This window comes from uncultured Ellagibacter sp., from assembly GCF_934617235.1.
Taxonomy (GTDB): domain Bacteria; phylum Actinomycetota; class Coriobacteriia; order Coriobacteriales; family Eggerthellaceae; genus Ellagibacter.
In genome coordinates this window covers 20,729-39,550 of record NZ_CAKTTZ010000004.1, presented here as the reverse complement: position 1 = coordinate 39,550, position 18,822 = coordinate 20,729, and the positions used below count along the sequence as shown (strand labels likewise).

The following is an 18,822-nucleotide window of genomic DNA, read 5'->3' as shown; positions in this document are numbered from 1 at the left end:
AATAGCTTTCTCAGCAAAGGAACGCCGCTAAAGATTGCAAAACTCCTCCAGGACGCGAAGGCGCGGGACGATGTCTTCCTGCAGATCGTCTGCCAAATAGGGGAGAAACTCCTGCGAAGGACCAAGCGACTCGCTGCCTGCTTCGCGAATTGCGGCTTCGGCATTATCGACAATCGGCGCGACGATTGACCTCAAGTAGCTTGAAGTGATGCCTAAGCTGCTCGCAAGGAGATCGAAGCTGCTCGGCTTCACGTCTCTAATGTCTCGTGCGCCGCCGACAGCCATAGCCAACTCTTTGCTGAATCTATCGAAGAACGATGTACTGACCAGGTCGTAAGCTGGAGATAGGCGACGTATTGGCCCCCTTTTCCCAACCTGGTACATAATCGAAATGTTTTTCAGGTGCGCGTCGCAGTTCCCGATAAGGTAGTTAAAGCATACAGCTTTTGCAAACTGAGAAAGATCCTCGGTTGGCTTTGCGTCATAAGAGCGAATCCATTGCGCTATCGAAGCGATAGAGCCATTCGGGAGCTCGACATATTTCGAAGCTGACGTCATTCCGAATGCCTGCGCGAAGTCCTCTTGATGGATTCGCTCAACGCGGAGTCCCTCTTCGTCAATCGTTACCACCCTATCGAATCGCTCGACAGCCAGTACGGGCTTACCGAAGTCAAGCAGCGTAACCTCCGGAACCTTAATGCCGCATTTTTTCGCCGCCCGCATGCAGAGAAATTCGAGGCTGACAAGCTTTTCGATGGAGCCTGTTTTGAGGATATGGGTGCTCGCTGCGAGTCCTCGCGGTTTAAGCCATCCCTGCGACATGGGGCTGTCGGGCATATGCGCCAGCCCTATCTTGCTTTGCGCACCGGCCAGAGAAAGCCGCGACCCGACATTTTCTCTTGACATATCTGGAATAGAGCGGAAAAAACGGAATAGCTGTTCGTTGCTCACTTCTTCGTAGCTGTTCTTGGCGCTTGCGATTTGAGGGATGGAATCGCCGTCGTCTTCTATGATCACGTCGCCGATGCAGTCGCGGCCGCATTGCGCGAGGATTGCGAGGTAATCTGTTTCCCGAACGTGCAGCTCTGCCGCAAGTGCCTCTCGTGCATTTCCTTCGGCGAGCAATCCCTCGAAATAGGGGCGGAATTGGTCTTCGCTGTAAACATCGGTCGAAAGAGGGAGCGATTGAGATAGGGGAATCGCTGCGTTATCGTCAGCATATTTATTAAGGTACCTGAAAATAGACCCGTCGGTATTATTCCTCTCTATTGTGCCTACGCGAACCACAGTCCCTTTGCGATAAAGTGAAACTCGAAGGTTACTCATCGTCTCTTCTTTCTGCGAGAAGGTCTAATCCGAGCGTTGCAAGAACGTTGAGGGTTTTGCCAAGCTCCGCGGTCTGTTTCCCGTTTTCGAGGTTCGAGAGAAATGTTATGCCTACGCCGCTCAATCCTGCTAGTTGGGTTTGGGTGAGCCCCTGGGCTTTTCTTTCATGCATGATGAGCTTCCCGAGTTCTTTTGCGCTGCCGATATTGATCACGATATCACTCCCTTTACGCGAACGCATAAATAATAGCACATTGTTCTTCTATTTACGCGTTCGCGTAAATTACAGGGCATCTGCTCACAACTTATGCGAACGCATAAATGCACCAACATTTGAAGAATCTGTGAGTGCGGAATGTTGCAACGCATTGCGTGGTTGGTTGGTGCGAGATTCGTATTCTGGTAAGTCAATCATTCGCATTTTGGTATGCAAATCATTCACCTTTTCGGTAATTCAGCTGTGGATCTAGCTATCCCATTCGCGCATTGGTCGCTTAGCTCCCTTGGAGTCTCGCCTTGCTTCGCCCGCGCGAGTGGAATAGTCGAACAGGCGTTTGTCCCGGCTCGCCCCCTAAGCGGCCGACTCGCGCTCGGGAAGGGGCGATATCGGGCGGACGCTGAATAGCTTTTTCAACAAAGGAACGCGCAAGGAGACGAATACGCCAAGGAGCGGCCACAATACGTTGAGCACGAGGATGAGAATGCTCACGGCGGTATGGGGAAAGCCGAAGGGCTCGAGCCAGCTGTAAAGCATGAGATTCGGGAAGCAGAAATCAGAAATCGCGTGGAAGCACATGACGATGAGGGTTGTTTGCCCAAAGAAATTCAAGAACCGAGACACGGTGCGAAGCCGTTGCTCGGCGACCTTGCAGGCGAGGACGACGAGATAAGACGCCGCAATCGAGGTGGCGATGCTCAGAAGCCCGTGAGAGAGGAAGCAGACGACGATATTGATAGAAACCCCAAAGTAGACGGACGCTATCCAGAGCAGAATTAAGGCGACAATCAAAGCGAGAGGCGGTTTCTTGTCAAGGATTCCGTGCTTTCGCGCAAGGAATCCAAGGTACATGAAAAATGAGGCCATCGCGTCCGGCTGGATGGAAAAGGGAAGCCAAGTCGCTTTTGCGCTCGCCCATCCTGCGGCTGCTATGAGGCATACGGTGAGCAGCGGATACTTGGTTTTGAGTGCGAGGCGGGTAAAACCCGTCGAGAAGAAGAGAGCCCAGAGAAACCACAGCAGGCCGATTTGGCGAATCGCGAAAGGATCGCTATGGGGCGCCCCCGAGCCATACAATAAGGCACCGAGCATGCTCTTCGCATTATTCAGGGCATCGATTTCCGGCCAGACAAAGTGATTGACGACGGTGGCGACTATAAGGAGAACGACTCCTGTGACGTAATAGGGCACGAGCAGCTGTCGGGCTTTCTGTTTCATGAAAGGGAGAAAGCTCACTTTGGTGGAGAGGAAATACCCGCTTAAGAGGAAGAAAAGCGGGACGTGGAAGGTGAACACGAAGCGCTCTGCGCTTGCGATTCCGAAGTGCCCTGCAATGATGCAGAGCATGGCGAATCCCTTGGCGATATCGATATAGCAGATACGTTGTTTTGTGGGTTTGCTCTGGCCTTCGGCGGGCGAAGGAGAACTCGACGCGGTTGCCCCAGACAATGTCGCATTCCTTTCGTAGCGTTCGAATCCTTACTATGATATCGAAACGAGAGATGCATTGCCATGAGGAGGAGGCTATCGAATCTTCTTCCCGCGGCGAAACGGCGAAATGGCGATCGAGGGTCGTATCTATAACGCGAATCAGCCGAGATGCGCCCATTGCGTGGTACCCTTATGCAGTTATTGCATTGCGAAAGGACGAAGTATGTCGGAGATCTCGGCGGGGAGCGCTCCCGCGGTTTCGGTTATCATCCCCGTGTATAATTGCGCGGCCTATTTACCCGAATGCCTCGACAGCGTCATCGCTCAGACGGAATCGTCGTGGGAGATTATCTGCGTCGACGATGGGTCGACCGATGATTCGGTCTCGGTCCTGCGCGAGTACGAGCGACGCCTTGCTGGTAAGATGCGCGTTGTCGAGCAAGAGAATGCGGGCTGCGCGCGCGCTCGCAACCGCGCGATTCCCTTGGCGCGGGGAAGCTATCTCATGTTCTTGGATGCCGACGACTTCTTGGCACCGCGCTGCTTCGAGCTGACGCTCGATGCGGCCCGCCGCACGAATGCTCAGATCGTGGTGTGGGACCTCTGGTTTTACAACAACCAGCGCAAACGCCGGCAGCATCCGCCGCTCGGCATTCTCCATTTCGCTCCGTTCGACTTCGACGGCCAGGCGTTTTCGTGGAAACGCAGTCCCGACGACTTCCTCATGAGCTTTCAGACGTGGGCCTGGAACAAGCTGTTTCTCGCCTCGTTCGTGCGCGAGGGGGGCTATCGCTTCGCGGAAGACATCCAGCGATCGGAGGACATCGCGTTCGTGTACCCCGCGCTTGTGGACGCCGAGCGCATCGCGACGGTGGGCGAGCGGCTCATCAACTATCGCGTGATGCGCGCTGACTCCGCCATGGCCACGAAGGATCGCCATGCGTTCGATTTCGTGCGCGCCATCCATTCCTTCCGAAGCTACCTGCTAGAAACGGGGCGCCTCGAGGCGCTCTCGCGCAGCTATGCCACCTGGGCGATGTCGAGTATTTTGTACAACTTGAACACGCTCGCGTCCTATCCCGCCTTTTGCGAGGTGTACCGCTATCTGGCCGACCGCGGCTTTTCCGACTTGAGTCTTGCCGACCTGGGCGAACACGACTTCCTCGACCCGATATACTTTGCCCGCATGCGCGAGATTTCAGAATGCAATCCAGCAGCGTACCTGTTCGGCCGAGCGCGCTCGCTCGATGCGGCTCGGGAAGATGCGCTTGCCGTCCTCGACGAGGTGAGCGCCGCGCGTGACGAGGCCCTCGCCGAGCGCGATGCTGCGTGCGCACGCGAAGCGGTCGTGCGCGCCGACCTCGATCGGGTCGTATCCGAGTTCGACGCGGTCATGGGCGCGGCAGAGCAACGCGTCGGCCAGGCGATATGCCGCCTTCCCCGCGCGATTCAGCGCAAGGTGGGCGCGTCGAAGCGCTAGGACACCGTGTGCTTCTTTCGAAGGCTGCCCCGCATCGTCGCTGCGATACAGTATCATTCAGAGCAAAACGCTGCGGGCGTGTGCCTGCATCCGAGAAGCTAACCGAAGGCGCTACATGGATAATCCAAAGGTTTCTATCATTGTCCCCGTCTACAACGTCGAAAGCTACCTCGCGCAATGCCTGGATAGCCTGATTGAGCAGACGCTTTCCAATATCGAGATTCTCTGTTTGGACGACGGCTCGACCGACAGCTCGCCGGAGCTTCTCGACGCCTACGCTGCGAAAGACGCTCGCATCCGCGCGCTCCATCGCGAGAACTGCGGCGTTGCCGAGACGCGCAACGTGGGCGTCGGGCTTGCGCGCGGCGAGTACATCCTGTTCGTCGACTCCGACGACTACATCGCGCAAAGGTCCTGCGAGGTCCTCGTCGCCACCGCCGAGCGGGAAGGCGCCGACATCGTCGTCTTCGGCGGCAAGACGTTCCCCACGCTCCCGTGGGCGGATGATTCCTTCGCGTGGCGCGACAACGTGTATCATTCCGGGGTCGATGCCCTGCTCTATGAGCGCGGAAGCATCCCCCTCATGTGCAACAAGATGTACCGCACCGACTTCTTACGCGGCAACGGGCTTCTTCTCAACCCCGACCTCTCGCTTGGGGAAGATCACGCCTTCCAGTTCATCACCTTCCCGCTTGCGAAAACGGTCGCCTTCAGCAAGGAGATGCTCTACTTCTACCGCGTGCGTCGCGATTCGGCGGTGGGCGCGACCTGCTCAGATGGCGCCAAGCAGCTCTTCCTCCACTTTGACGTGGTGAAATACGCGCTCACCACATGGAAGGAGCGCGGGACGTTGGTGGAGTTCGGGCGCGAGGGCATCTCGTGGGCCGTGTCGTTTTTGTTCACGTCGGCGAAGATGACCTACTACAACGACCGCGTCCGCTTTGCCGAGCTTTTCTCGGCATTCCTCGACGAGGTGCTCGAAGGCCGCCCGCTCGATTCGCTCGGGCTTGACGATGGCGTGCGCGGACGTTTGGCCTACCTCGTGTCGCCCCAGGTGGAAACTGATGCTCCTTCGATAAGCATCCTTATAGAATGCGCCGACGAGGCCGACGACGCCAAAGCCGCGCTCGATGCGATCGAGTTCCAGGACGAGCAGTCCTTCGAGGTACTGTTCTTTCCGCCCGCCGATGCGAACAGCCGCTATGCCCAGCTCGTGGCCGACTTCACGGAGAACGATTGCCGCGCGCGCGTTCTTCCCTCCCGCGACGTCGCTTCTGCGCTCGCGAGCGCGCGGGGCACCTACCTCGTCCGCTCCTATGCGAACGTCGTCTACGACCCGCAAGCCTTCGACCAGCTGCTTCAGCTTGCAGGGGAACGCGAGGGGCGCACGGTCGTCGGCGAGCGTGAGCCTTATGACATTGCGGTGTTCACTGATTCCGCCGGCATGCTCGGCGTGCGCGACCTGTTCGACTTCTACGAGCCCAGCACCACCGAGGCAATCGTGCCCGAAGGGGTGCATCCCGCTTCCGATTTTTCCTCTCAGCTGTTCTCGTTTTCGAGCATCGCGTCGGCAAACAAGGCATTCAACAGGGAATTCTTGTTGCAATGCGCGAAAGAGGCGAAGTGCTTTACCTGGTTGGGCCTCCAATGCGCGGCCTTCTCGCAAGCGACCAAGATTGTCGTGACCAAGCGCCCCCTCGCAACGCTTTGCTGCCTGCCTTTCGCGTCGACGGGGCTTGTCGGCGCGCGCGCCATGCTCGACGATGTGTTCTCCGGCTTCGAAGAGGCGCGGACGAACTTCGCGGGCGATGACGAGGCAACGTGCGGGCTCGATGCCGCGGCGGCGCGCCATCTGATCCTCATGGTCGACCTTATCCGCAACCCGATTGCTCGTCGCTACTGTTTCGAGGATGCCCGCGAGCGCGGAGGCGAGGCTATAGCGCGCGCCCTTGCTGGGTCGCAGCTCACTGAAACCGAGCGCGCCGCCTGCAAAGCGCTGCTCGGAGAAACCTACGACGCGTACACCGGATGCCGCGACACGCTCGTCTTGAATGACGTTATCATGAAAAATGAGGAAAACCTGCTTGCGGTAGGAGGCCAGGCTCAGCACATCAACCAGCTCAACTCCGATATCGAGAAGTTCTACCACTCGATAAGCTACCGAACGGGTCGCGCGGTCACTGCGCCTGCCCGTGCGGCGGCGAACCTCGCAAAGCGCGTTCTCCACGCGGCACGCCGCGGATAGTTTGGAAAGGAAATCATGTTCAGCAACAAAACCTCCGATACGCCCAAGGTCTCGATCGTCGTTCCCGTCTACAACGTCGAGAAGTACCTGCGCGAATGCCTCGACAGCCTGCTCGCGCAGAAGCTGAAGGACATCGAGATCATCGTCGTGAACGACGGCTCAACCGACTCGTCGGCAGACATCGCCGCAGAATATGCCGCCCGCGATTCCCGCGTGCGCCTCATCTCGAAGGAAAACGAGGGCTACGGCAAGACGATGAACCGCGGCTTCTCCGAGGCGCGCGGTGAGTACGTGGGCATCGTGGAATCCGACGACTTCGCCGACCCCCGCATGTTCAAGGACATGTACAAGTTCGCGAAGAAACACGACCTCGACCTGGTGAAGGCGAACTACTACGAGCACAGCGATGCGGGCGACGTCTTCCAGGAACCGTTCGCCGGGTTTGCGTACAAGACCGTCTTCGATCCCCGCGTTGACCAGCGCGCGCTCACCGTGCTGCCCATCATCTGGTCGGCGCTTTACCGCCGCGAGATGATCGAGCGCGAGGGCATCCGCTTCAACGGGACGCCCGGCGCGTCGTATCAGGACACCTCGTTCGTTTTCCAGGTGTGGGCGAGCGCCCGCCGCGCGGCGATCCTCCCGAAGGGCTATCTGCACTATCGCGTCGACAACGCGAACTCCTCGGTGAAGTCGTCGGCGAAGGTGTTCGCCGTGTGCGACGAGTACGAGCTCTCGCGCGAGTTTTTGGCGAAGGACCCCGAGAAGCAGCGCGCGTTCGGCGCGATCGTCAACCTGCTGAAGCTTGGCACGTATCGCTGGAACTTCAATCGTCTGACAGATGAATCCCGCCGCGCGTTCGCCGAGCGCATGCGCGAGGAATATCTGCGGGCCCGCGAGGAGGGCACGCTCGAGCGCGACATGTTCGCGCCGGCCGATTGGGAGATGCTCAATCTGATGATGGACGACTTCGACGCTTTCATGGCGCGTTTCGAATCGGGAATGTAGGCGGGTCCGGGCGCATCGGCGCTTGAGGCTCTCCGTCGACAGGAAAGGGGAGAGAATGCAGGGACCGAAGTTGAAGGGACCGAAGCGGTTGCTCTCGGTGCTGCTCGCAGCGTCGCTTTCGGTCTGGTGCGTGCCCGCGGGTGCGTTCGCGCAAGAGACGGCTGGCGCGTCCGATGGTTCGGCGGTCGCAGGCGCGCCCTCGGCGGATGCCACGATAGGAGGCTCTTCTGCCGCGGATGGCGCGGGAACATCCCAGGCCCCAACGCCTGCGCAGCCTGATGGTGCCAGCGGCGCTTCTTCTGCTGCGCCTGAAGCCGCTGCACCCGCCGCCGCGCAACCTGCCGCCGCAGGTGAGGGCAGCGCTGCAAGTGAAGGGGAAACCGCAGGTGAAGAATCCTTCGAGGGCGTGTACGTGATCTCTGCTGCCGCGAATTCGAAGGCGGTGCTCTCCACGGCCGGCTCGCAGTTCTACTCGGGTGCGAACGTCGAGCTCGCCTCCGCGAACGGCACGCTCTTCCAGAGGTGGCGCATCGAAGCGGTGGGCGAGGGTTACTACACGATTACCTCGGTTGCGACCGGCAAGGTGCTCGATGTGGCCAACGGCGGGCGCACTCCCGGCACGAACGTGTGGCAGTGCACGCCCTTCGGCAACGATGCCCAGAAGTGGAAGATTGCGCGCGCGGCGGACGGCTCGGTGACGCTCGTCTCCAAGCTCTCGGGGCTTGCACTCGACATCGCCGACGGGCTTGCGGTTGCAGGCACAAACATCCAGACCTACACGGTCAACGGCGCTCCCGCGCAGCGTTTCGCGCTCACGCCCGTTTCCGACCCTGCCCCCGAGGCCCTGCTCGCCGCGGGCGTCTACGAGATCTGTGCCGCGGGCGACACTTCCTATGCGCTCGACGTGGCCGATGCGTCGCTTGTCTCCGGCGCCGACGTTCGCCTGTGGTCCAGCAACCACTCGCAGGCCCAAAAGTGGTACATCGAGCCCGACTCCGAGGGCTACTACACGATCACCTCGATGGGCTCGGGGCTCGTGCTCGACGTTTCCAACGGCGGGCTCACTCCCGGCACGAACGTGTGGCAATGCACGCCGTTTGGCAACAGCATGCAGAAGTGGCGCCTCGTCGACAACGGCAACGGCTCCTTCTCGCTTATCTCGAAGGGCAACGTGCTCGCGCTCGACATCGCCGACGGAATCTGCGCCGCGGGCACGGATGTGCGCACGTGGACTCCGAACGGGGCCATCGCCCAATCGTTCGTCTTCAGCCCGTGCGAGCGCACGTACGCCGACGGCACCTACGAGCTTGCGCTTTCGAACGACAAGGGTACCGACCTCGACGTGTTCGACGCATCGACCGAATCGGGCGCCAACGTGCAGGTTCATACGAACAATGGCGGCTATGCGCAGAAGTGGCACGTGACGACCCGCGATGACGGCTACTGCACGATCGAGTCGCTGTGCTCGGGCAAGGTGCTTGCTATCGAGGGCGGAAGCGCTGCTGCGGGCGCGAACGTCTGCCAGCAGACCGCCGACGGGGCCGATTCCCAGCTGTGGAAGCTCGTGCCGCTCGGAAACGGCGCGTACTGCATCGCCTCGAAGAGCGGCGAGTTCGCGCTCTCCCTTTCGGGGAAGAACGTTGTGCTTGGCCCGAGCGCGGACGCATCGTCGTTCATCCTGAAGAAAACCCCGATCATCATCGACGGTTTCTACACCATCGGCGCATACACCAATCCGTCGGTGAAGCTCGACGTGCAAGATGCCTCCCGCACAAGCGGCGCGAACGTGCAGCTACATACCGAGAACGGCTCGAACGCGCAGGTGGTGAAGATCTCGACGAACGCCGACGGATCCTGCACGATCACGTTCCCCTTCTCGCGCAAGGTGCTCGATGTGGCCAATGGTGGGCGCACCCCTGGCACGAACGTGTGGCAGTGCACGCCGTTCGGCAACGACGCACAGAAATGGTACCCGAAGTATGCGGGCGACCAGTCGTTTAGCTTCGTGTGCAAGGGCAATGGCCTCGCGCTCGACATTGCCGACGGCATTGCGGAAAGCGGTACGAACGTGCAGGTTTATACGCGCAACAACTCCATCGCGCAGCGCTTCGTGCTGACTCCCACGACCTACGTCCCCGATGACTTCTCGGATCTTCTCGCGCATTTCTCGACCGTTTCCACCAACACGTTCAATGGGTGGTACAACATGTCGCGTGCGCTTTCCAACTTCGACGGCATGGTCGTGTGGCCGGGCGAGACGGTGTCGTTCTTCGACACGTGCGGGCCGTGCGGCGCGGCCGAGGGCTACCTCATCGCTGGCGTCGTAGGCGGCTCTGGTTACGGTGGCGGCATCTGCCAGGCGTCCACCACGCTCTACGGCGCGGTGGTGCGCGCCGGCCTCACCATCGTGGAGCGTCAGAACCACACGACGCCTTCCACATATGTGCCCATCGGGCAAGACGCGATGGTGAACTGGGGCTCTTCCGACTTTCGCTTCCGCAACGACTGGGATTTCCCTGTGAAGATCGTTGTCGACAACTACGATCGCACGCTCAACTGCGACATCTGGGGCATCCAGCCCGACTGGTACGACTACATCGATGTCTCTTCCTGGTGGACGGGTTCGCACTCCGCCGCCGCGCAGCGCGAGTATTACAAAGACGGCGTGATCGTGGCCACAAGCGCCCTGCCGAATTCCTGGTACTGGTAGTTCCTGATATACCTCACTTGATTAAGGGCTCGCTTCATAAAGCGGGCCCTTTTGTCGTCAAATCATGGAAACGTGCAAATCGTAGTATCTTGAAAACTTAGAAACGTGCATAAGGAAGTCAAGGAAAGTCAAAGAAATCAACAGTGCTTAAAGCTACTCAAAGATGCTCAAAGAAGAAGCGTTTGCTCGAAGCGGGTGTTATCGACGAGCCTGTGGCGGGCAAATTCGTGTTCGCATTGCCCGGGGCGGCGAAGTATCTGCAAGAGAAACGATAGTATAATGGCCTAGTTTGGCATGAGGGCGTCCGAGGCGGCGCCCTTGTCGGTTTGCTTTTGTGATTTCGCAACGCGCTGCGCGACGCTTGGGAAGGTAAGGTATGTGGGGTTTGTTTTTCGCCGCTGCATTTGCGGGGGCGCTTTTCTTGTTCGTTCCGGGTGCGCTCGTGCTTGTCGGTCTCCGCATGCACGTGGCGTCGGCTATCGCCTTCGCGCCGCTTCTGGGCATTCCGGCGACGATCGCCCTTTGTTTGGCGTACGCCGCCCTGGGCATCGACACTAACTGGGCGACGATCTTCTTCCCCCAGCTCGCGGTGGGCCTCATCATCTGCATCGTCGGTCGCCTTCGCGCGCGCGATCTGCCCCGCCGCCGCTTCGGCGAGCGCAGTCGCGAGGCGTGCCGCTTCGACCTGTGCGCGCTCGCGCTCTACCTTTTGGTGGGCATCGTCGTGTCGGTGGGCATGTTCACTTCGTTTTTGGGCGACCCCTCGAACTACATGCAGGAATACGACAACGTGAGCCACTTAGGCTCGATCCGCTGCTTCGTTGAGACGGGGAACTGGTCTCCTTTCAGCACGTCGCTCTATGCGGGCGCGGCCGACGCGGCGATCAACCCGCTTCCCGGCGGCGGCTTCTACCCGACGGCCTGGTACAACGTCGCGGCCTTCATGGTGAGCCTTCTCGGCATTCCCATTCCGCTTTCGGAAAATGCCGCGAACTTCGTGTTCGTGGCGTTGGCTCTGCCTGCGAGCATGTTCGCGTTCATGCGCATCGTCTTCCAGGAGCGTCGCGACATCGTGTGCTGGGGCGCCGCTTGCGCGCCCATGTTCTCGGCCTTCCCCTGGATGCTGCTCGCCTGGGGCCCGCTGTTCCCGAACACGTCTGCCTACTGCCTGCTGCCGCTCGTGGCGGCGCTGTTCGTGGCGATCTTGCGCACGGGCATCTCGCGCCGTGAGCGCATCTGCGCGGGGGTGCTGTTCGTCGTCGGCGTCATCGCGTTGGCGCTCGCGCAGCCGAACGCCGTGTTCGTCGTGGCCGTGTGGCTCATTCCCTTCTGCATCTACCGGGCGGCGATCGCGGCCGACCTTCTCCGTCGCGAGGGAGCGGCGAAATGGCGGCTGCGCATCCTGTTCGCGGCGGTCGCGGCCGTTCTTATCTGCGTCATCTGGTGGGTGGTATACCATCTGCCCTTCCTGAGCGCGGTGGTGGAACACTCGTGGGGTGCCGCGCAGTACCCGCTTGAGGCGGTGCTCCATACGCTCATGCTCGGGTTCATGGACGACGGCGTGCAGCTCGTGCTCATGGTGTTCGTGTTCGTGGGCATGTTCTGGACGTTTAAAGAGCGCCGTTGGCTGTGGCTTTCCGCCTCGTACGTGCTCGCGTGCGGGATGTTCATCGTCGGCGTGTCGACCTCCGGCCGCCTGCAGCATCTGCTGACCGGCTTTTGGTACACCGACTACTACCGCGTGGCGGCGATGGCTGCCATCTTCGGTATCCCCCTCGCGGCGATGGGCATAGCGCTCGTTGCGCGCACGATTGCGCGGCTTCTTTCCCGCTCGCGCGATAAGACGCCCGTGTGGGCGACCTCCATCGCGTGCGCTCTTTGCGCGTTTGTGCTGGTGTGGGGAACGTTTTTCCTCGATGACCCGCGCACCGACATCGACCCGTCGAGCGAGGTTCCCAACATGGGCCGCGGGGCGATGACGCTGGTTTGGCAGCGGCTTTCGTGGCAGAACAACGTGGACTACATCTACACGACCGCGGAAAAGGAGTTCGTCGCCGAGGTCGAGCAGGTGCTTCCCGAAGGCGCCGTCGTCATCAACAACCCCAACGATGGCAGCTGCTTCTGCTACGTGGTCGACGGCATGCGCACGTACTACCGCTACCTGCGCACCTATGGCGTGAGCAGCGAGACTGCGGACAGCGCGCTCATCCGTAGCCGCCTCGATAGCATCTCCTACGACGATCGGGTGAAAGAAGCCGTCGAAAACGTCGGGGCTGAGTACCTGCTTTTGCTTGACCAGGGAAGATGGTACAACCCCTCCGATCCCGACAGCAACTTCTTCTTCACCTACGATGACAACAGCCTGTGGTGCGGCATCGATTACGTGCGCGACTCCACGCCCGGGTTCGAGGTGGTGCTCGCGCGCGACGACATGCGCCTGTACCGCATCACCGCGATCGACGAATAGGGGGAAAACGAGCGCTTGAAGGCGCTCGGGCGCGAGGCTCCGTGCCTGCGGGGAAGCAGGATCGCAGGGCTGCCGAGTTCGAGGGGCCTTGTCGCGCGTGGGCGCGAATCCTTCTAGGAACCTTACTTCTCGTTCGCCTTGCGGCATGCGGCGAGCGCTCGCTCGGCGGTACGCTTCCAGCTGTATTCCGCCCGTACGCGCCTCGCGACGCTTGCTCCCTGCTCGGCGAGCCGCTGCGGGTTGCGCGCTGCCTCGCGCAGCGCGGCCTCGACCGTCTCGGTGCGCGCATCGGGAATGATGGTGCCGAAGCGCTCGTCGCTTACGAGCTCGTCGGTGCCGCCGACGGGGGTGACGATTGCGGGGGTGGCGCACGCCGCAGCCTCGAGCAGGGTTGTGGCGAAGCCTTCCGACCGGGAGGGCAGCGCCATCGCGTCGGCCTGCGACATGAGCGCCGCCAGATCCTGCCTTTCCAGCCGCCCTACCAGATGAACGCTTCCGCATCCGATTCGCTCGATGTCGCTCTGCTTGGGACCCGCGCCCGCGATGATAAGATGCACGGCACGCCCGCCCGCATCCGGGTGCTCGGCGATCGCCGCCGTGGCCTGGGCAAGCTCAACCACGCCTTTTTCGGGAACGAGGCGCCCCGCGAAGGCAACCACGAGGGCGTCTGCGGGAATGCCCAGCTCGGCGCGGAAGTCTCGCGCGCTCGCCTGCGCCGCATACGCATCGGCATCGATCGAGTTGGGAAGCTCGCCTGCCGACTCGACCCCGAAATGCCCGAGCCATGCGCTCGCCTTCTTCGACACGGCGTACGCAACGAACGGGTAGCGCAGATCGCGCTTCGTGAGCGCATGCTCGACCGCCTGCACCGCGGGGTCGACAAGGGCGCTGCCCATCGTAAGGTGCGCCGACCCGTGCTCGATGAGCAGCGGCACCACGCCGGTGCGCGCCGCGAAGTCGAGCGCGCGCTCGGTCAGCGTGTAGAAGCGCGTGTTCGCTATCACGTAATCGAAGTGCTCGTCTTCAAGATGCGTCCACAACCGCTTCGCTTCCTCGTCATTCTTCACGAGGGGAAACCGACCTCCCAAAAGCGGCTTGCACGGGAAGCGCACGACGTTCACGCCGTCCTCGCGCTCGCGCGCGGCGAGGCCGTGGGTATTGCAGGTTGCAACCGTCACCTCGGCTCCCATCTCGTATAATGCGCGCGCAAGGCTTTCGGTGTAGGTTTCCACGCCTCCCATGCTCGGCCGGTAAAGCGCCGAGAACAGACAGATGCGCAAGCCTTGCGCCGTGCGATTTTCAGTGGTGGTCGCCACAATTTCCTCCTGAAGGCTCTCTCTTCGTTCGCCCTTATTATAGGTTGAGTGCGTGGACGATATCGAAAAGAGGTAAAATAAAGAATCGTGTGTCAAATTTCAAGCAGCTCATCGCGCTCGCTCGAGGGGCTGCACGGTATCAGGTTGGAAGGTTATGAACAAACGAGTGCTCGCCGTTATACCTGCGTATAACGAAGAGGAGAACATCGTATCGACGATCGAGGATTTGCGGAAGAACGCGCCCGACGTCGATTACGTCATCGTGAACGACGGCTCGAAGGACGGCACCGCCGCCATCTGCCGCGAGCGGGGTTATCATCTGATCTCGCTGCCGGTGAACCTCGGTCTTGCCGGGGCGTTCCAGACCGGCATGAAGTACGCGTACGCGCACGGCTACGATTACGCTATCCAGTTCGACGCCGACGGTCAGCATTCCGCAGCCTACATCGACGACATGGTCGAGGTCGCGGAGGAGACCGGCGCGAACGTGGTCGTGGGGTCGCGCTTCGCCGACTGCAAGAAGCCCTTCTCAGCGCGCATGGCGGGCTCGGCGCTCATCACGGCGATGATCTTCGTGACCACGCGCAAGCGCATCCAGGATCCCACCTCGGGCATGCGCCTGTTCGACTCGAAGATGATCCCGCTGTTCGCCAACGAGCTCGACTTCGGCCCCGAGCCTGACACCATCTCGCTTCTCATGCGCCATGGCTACAAGGTGGAGGAGATGCAGGTGGAGATGCGCGAGCGCACCGCTGGCGAGAGCTACCTCAACTTCACGAAATCGGTGTCCTACATGCTGCGCATCAGCCTGTCCATTCTCATCGTGCAATGGTTCAGGAGGAGAAAGTAAATGACCCTCTTATTCAGAATCACGCTCATCGTCTGTGCGCTGCTCGTCTTCATCTACGTCCTGCGCAAGATCCGCCACTCCGAGCTGAAGATCGCCGACAGCACGTTCTGGTTCATCTTCGCGCTCGTCATCCTGCTTTTGGCGGTGTTCCCGCACATCGCGTTCTTCTTCTCGAACATCTTCGGCATCGAATCGCCGTCGAACTGCGTGTTCCTCGCCATCATCGCCATCCTGCTCGTGCGCGAGTTCTTCACCACCGTCGAGCTCTCGCAGTTGCGCAACAAGGTTGCGGCGCTCGCGCAGGCCGAGGCGCTTGCCGAGCTGGACGCTATCGAGAACACGGATGCGGAAGCGGGCGCGGGCGCGAACGTTGGCGCTGGCGCGGCCGAGAACGCCACCGCGAGCACCCCCGCAAGCGCCACCACGAGCACCCCCGCGAGCGAAGGCGCAGGTGAAAACTAGCATGGAGCGCCTCTCCGTCGACGACATGAAGGCGATTGAGCTCGATATCATGGACGAGATCGACCGCGTATGCGCCGCCCATGGCGTGGAGTACTTCTTGGGCTACGGTACGCTTCTCGGCGCCGTGCGCCACGGGGGCTTCATCCCGTGGGATGACGACATGGACATCGTCATGATGCGCGACCAATACGAGCTGCTCATGGAGCACTTCAACGAATGGCGCACCTCCGAGCGCTTCAAGCTTGTGTCCTATCGCGACGAGTCGTCGATTTACCAGTTCGCGAAGATCGTCGACACGACCACGGTCATCTACGAGAACTTCGTGGGGAAGAAGGCCGCCACGGGCGTGTGGGTGGACATCTTCCCCTTGGAAAACTACGATCCTGCATGTGCGGGCCTTTTGAAGAAGCACTCCCGCGTGGGGCTCTGGCGCAGCTTCGCCGTCGCCGACCCGACGGTGGGTTCGAGCGCCATTGTTCGTCTCGCGAAGAAGATCGTGTGCCCGTTTGCGAAACATGCCGACCTCTACAAGCTCGCGGCGAAGCTCGACGGCATCGCGCGCGAGATGAACGCGCCCGACGCCGACCGCGTCATCGATATCCTCGGCGAGGGAAACCTGGACAAGACCTACCCGAAATCCCTGTTCAAGCCTGTGCGTATGAAGTTCGAGGGTCGCGAGTACACTGCCCCCGCCGGGGCTGAGGAAGTCCTCTCCATCGAATACGGTGACTGGCGCACGCCGCCCGCCGAGTCCGATCGCGCCGTGCACGTCATGGAAGCCTATCGCCTATGAGCGACGCGAAAACGCCTCGGGAGGCCGCGCCTCAGGCCGATGACGTGCTCGAAGCGGACATGAAGGCGGAAGGCGAGGTACCCGAGAAGCTTTCCGTGAAGGCGAACATGATCTGGAACTCCATCGGTTCCATGACCTATCTCGCCTGCCAGTGGTTCACCGCCATCTTCGTGGTGCGCCTGTCGTCGGGCTATGACGATGCGGGTCTGCTCTCGCTCGCTATGTCGGTTGTGGGCATCTTCGGCACCTTCGCCAACTACAAGATGGGAACCTACCAAATCTCCGACATCCGCCGCGAAAACACGGTGGGCGAGTACATGGGATTCCGCTGCTTCACGCTTGCGGGCGCGTTCGTTGCCTGCATGATATACGCGGCGCTCACCTGCGCTCCCGAGGCGCTCATCACGGTGGCGCTCTTCTACGCTTTCAAGGGCGTGGGGCTTGTGATCGACATCCTCCACGGGGTCGACCAGATCAACCGCCGCATGGACTACATCGGCAAGTCGTTCATCTTGCAGGGCGTATCAACCCTCGTGGCGTTCGTGGTGGTCTACTGGGCGACGCGCAACCTCGATGCGGCGATCGTCGCTATGCTCGTCGCCGCGGCGGTCGTGCTCTTCGCCTTCGACCTGCCGCATTGCCAGCGCTTCGAGCGCGTGCGCATCTCGCTTTCCCGCAAGAAGGCGCTCTTCTTCTTGAAGACCTCGCTTCCCGCCGTGATCGCTTCGGTGGCGGCGAGCGCCATCTTCGCGATTCCCAAGCAGTACCTGGCGCTCACGGTGGGCTCGGCGGCACTCGGCATTTACTCCTCGGTCGCTGCGCCGGCACTCGTCATCCAGATGGGCGCGCAGTATCTCTATGGGCCGCTGCTCGACATCTTCCCGAAGCTGTTCTTCGAGGGGGACACGCGCGGCTTCGTGGCGCTTTTGGGGAAGACGGTCGCGGGCATCGTGGGCGTTACGGTTGCCTGCGCGATCGTGCTCGAGTTCATCGGTGCCTGGGCGCTTGCGCTTTTGTTCGGCGAGAGCATTGTGCCCTATGTCTACCTGCTGCAACCGATTATCCTCTCCACTGCCGCTACTGCGTTTCTCTGGTTCTTCGGCGACCTGCTGATCACGCTGCGCCATTTCTGGGCGAATTTCGTGGGCAACGTCGTCGCGTTTCTCGCCGTCATCCCGCTCACGTTTTTGTGCGTGGATACGTGGGACATGAACGGCGTGAGCTTCGCTGGCGCGGGCGCATGCCTTGCCGGCGTGGCAATTCTGCTGTTCTTTCTGGTGAAAGTTGTGAAGAAGGGCCCCGACCACATTATCGGGTCTGCGGGGGATGTTGCGAAGGACAGTGCGGGCGATGCTAAGGAGGCTTGCTGATGCGCGTGCTGCAGGTGATCGGCGTGATGGATCGCGGCGGGGCGGAAACCATGGTGATGAACCTGTACCGCGCGATGGACCGCGAGCGCATCCAGTTCGATTTTCTCGTGCATGAGCAGCGCGAAGGCGACTACGACGCCGAAATCGAGCGGCTCGGCGGGCGCTTCTTCCGCGTGCCGCGCTTCACGGGGTTGAATGGGGCTGCTTATCGGCGCTGTGTTCGAGCGCTGTTCTCCGAGCACCCCGAGTGGCGCGTGGTGCATGGACATATCGGCTCGTGTGCGCCTGTCTACCTTTCGGAGGCGAAGCGCACGGGTGCCTTCGCGATTGCCCACAGCCATGCGCAGAATTACCAGAAAGGCCTGGCGGGACTTGCCTTCAACGTTGCCGCGCATCCCGTGCGCCGTGTCGCCGACTACTTCATGGCGTGTTCGAGGGAGGCGGGGCTCGATCGCTTCGGGGGCGCGATTGTGGAAGGCGAGCACTTCGCCATTGTGCCAAACGGCATCGATATGGCGCGCTACGCGTGCGACGAGGTCTCGCACGAGCAAGCGAAAGCCGAAATGGGACTTTCAGGCCGGCCTGTCGTGTGCCATACGGGCCGCCTGATTCCCGTGAAGAACCACGAGTTCCTCCTGCAGGTGTTTGCCCAGGTGAAATATGAGCTTCCCGACGCGGTTCTCCTGTGCGCTGGACGCGGCGAGCTCGAGGGAGCCTTGAAAGAGCGTGCTCGTGAGCTGGGACTCGAAGGCGCGGTGCGCTTCCTCGGGGTGATCGACGACGTGCCGCATCTCCTGCGCGCGGCGGATGTGTTCGTGTTCCCCTCCGTGAACGAGGGGCTGGCGCTTTCCGTGGTCGAGGCGCAGGCATCGGGGCTTCCGACCATCGCTTCGACAGGTGTGCCCGAGCTTGCCGTGGTGAGCGACCGCGCGCGCCGCATGCCGCTTTCTGCAGGTACTGACGCGTGGGCTGGCGAGTGCGTGCGGATGCTTGCGGAGGCGGCGGAATCGGATCGCAGTGACGCGTGCGATCAGGTTCGCGCGCACGGGTTCGACATCGCCGACACCTCAGCGCGCCTTGCGGCGTTCTACGAGGCCGCGGCGGCGGGGTCTCGTCCGCAATGGTAGGTTGTAGGGATTATTCGGGCAGG

14 protein-coding genes are annotated in these 18,822 nt (G+C 61.0%); 10 read left to right on the top strand and 4 right to left on the bottom strand.

Features of this window, described 5'->3' with window-relative positions; translation table 11 throughout:
* Positions 1-27: 27 nt before the first annotated feature.
* The 3 genes from Q0G85_RS01520 to Q0G85_RS01510 all read right to left on the bottom strand — a co-directional run bounded on the left by Q0G85_RS01520 (position 28) and on the right by Q0G85_RS01510 (position 2,992).
* Positions 28-1,326 (bottom strand): type II toxin-antitoxin system HipA family toxin, encoded by a 1,299-nt coding sequence (locus Q0G85_RS01520; RefSeq protein ID WP_297154081.1) that lies wholly within the window; start codon positions 1,324-1,326, stop codon positions 28-30.
* On the bottom strand, positions 1,319-1,540 hold the full coding sequence (locus tag Q0G85_RS01515; protein ID WP_297154079.1) for a type II toxin-antitoxin system Y4mF family antitoxin: 222 nt from the start codon (positions 1,538-1,540) through the stop codon (positions 1,319-1,321). Before Q0G85_RS01515 ends, Q0G85_RS01520 begins: the two co-directional genes overlap by 8 nt.
* 357 nt (positions 1,541-1,897) lie before the next feature.
* A complete protein-coding gene (locus Q0G85_RS01510) occupies positions 1,898-2,992 on the bottom strand; it encodes an acyltransferase family protein (RefSeq protein ID WP_297154077.1) in 1,095 nt (364 codons plus the stop codon).
* Positions 2,993-3,197: 205 nt separating this feature from the next.
* Between Q0G85_RS01510 and Q0G85_RS01505 the strand changes: the two genes are divergently transcribed.
* The 5 genes from Q0G85_RS01505 (at position 3,198) to Q0G85_RS01485 (ending at position 12,881) form a co-directional block, all read left to right on the top strand.
* Positions 3,198-4,454 carry a glycosyltransferase gene (locus Q0G85_RS01505; protein WP_297154074.1) on the top strand — a complete coding sequence of 419 codons (1,257 nt, stop codon included), beginning with the start codon at positions 3,198-3,200 and terminating at the stop codon, positions 4,452-4,454.
* 115 nt (positions 4,455-4,569) lie between these two features.
* Entirely contained in the window at positions 4,570-6,699 is a 2,130-nt protein-coding gene (locus Q0G85_RS01500; protein WP_297154073.1) for a glycosyltransferase family 2 protein, read from the top strand.
* A gap of 15 nt (positions 6,700-6,714) precedes the next feature.
* Positions 6,715-7,704: a glycosyltransferase gene (locus tag Q0G85_RS01495; protein ID WP_297154071.1), complete on the top strand. Its 990-nt coding sequence runs from the start codon at positions 6,715-6,717 to the stop codon at positions 7,702-7,704.
* Positions 7,705-7,759: 55 nt separating this feature from the next.
* Positions 7,760-10,414 carry an RICIN domain-containing protein gene (locus Q0G85_RS01490; protein WP_297154069.1) on the top strand — a complete coding sequence of 885 codons (2,655 nt, stop codon included), beginning with the start codon at positions 7,760-7,762 and terminating at the stop codon, positions 10,412-10,414.
* 376 nt (positions 10,415-10,790) lie between these two features.
* Entirely contained in the window at positions 10,791-12,881 is a 2,091-nt protein-coding gene (locus Q0G85_RS01485; protein ID WP_297154067.1) for a DUF6541 family protein, read from the top strand.
* A 122-nt stretch (positions 12,882-13,003) separates the two neighbouring features.
* Here the strand turns inward: Q0G85_RS01485 and Q0G85_RS01480 are convergent, their stop codons facing one another.
* Complete coding sequence (locus Q0G85_RS01480) at positions 13,004-14,197, bottom strand: glycosyltransferase family 4 protein (RefSeq protein ID WP_297154065.1); 1,194 nt, start codon at positions 14,195-14,197, stop codon at positions 13,004-13,006.
* A 154-nt stretch (positions 14,198-14,351) separates the two neighbouring features.
* On the opposite strand from Q0G85_RS01480, the gene Q0G85_RS01475 reads away from it, so the two are divergent.
* Genes Q0G85_RS01475 through Q0G85_RS01455 form a run of 5 tightly spaced genes read left to right on the top strand, consistent with a single transcriptional unit; the run spans position 14,352 to position 18,799 of the window.
* Positions 14,352-15,047: a glycosyltransferase family 2 protein gene (locus Q0G85_RS01475; protein ID WP_296061865.1), complete on the top strand. Its 696-nt coding sequence runs from the start codon at positions 14,352-14,354 to the stop codon at positions 15,045-15,047.
* On the top strand, positions 15,048-15,509 hold the full coding sequence (locus Q0G85_RS01470) for a DUF2304 domain-containing protein (protein ID WP_297154063.1): 462 nt from the start codon (positions 15,048-15,050) through the stop codon (positions 15,507-15,509). It begins immediately after the preceding gene.
* On the top strand, positions 15,499-16,302 hold the full coding sequence (locus tag Q0G85_RS01465; RefSeq protein WP_297154061.1) for a phosphorylcholine transferase LicD: 804 nt from the start codon (positions 15,499-15,501) through the stop codon (positions 16,300-16,302). Before Q0G85_RS01470 ends, Q0G85_RS01465 begins: the two co-directional genes overlap by 11 nt.
* Positions 16,299-17,672 carry a lipopolysaccharide biosynthesis protein gene (locus tag Q0G85_RS01460; protein WP_297154059.1) on the top strand — a complete coding sequence of 458 codons (1,374 nt, stop codon included), beginning with the start codon at positions 16,299-16,301 and terminating at the stop codon, positions 17,670-17,672. Before Q0G85_RS01465 ends, Q0G85_RS01460 begins: the two co-directional genes overlap by 4 nt.
* Positions 17,672-18,799, top strand: coding sequence for a glycosyltransferase (locus Q0G85_RS01455; RefSeq protein ID WP_297154057.1), 1,128 nt, complete (start codon positions 17,672-17,674; stop codon positions 18,797-18,799). The genes Q0G85_RS01460 and Q0G85_RS01455 overlap by 1 nt, the downstream gene beginning before the upstream one ends.
* Positions 18,800-18,822: the final 23 nt, after the last annotated feature.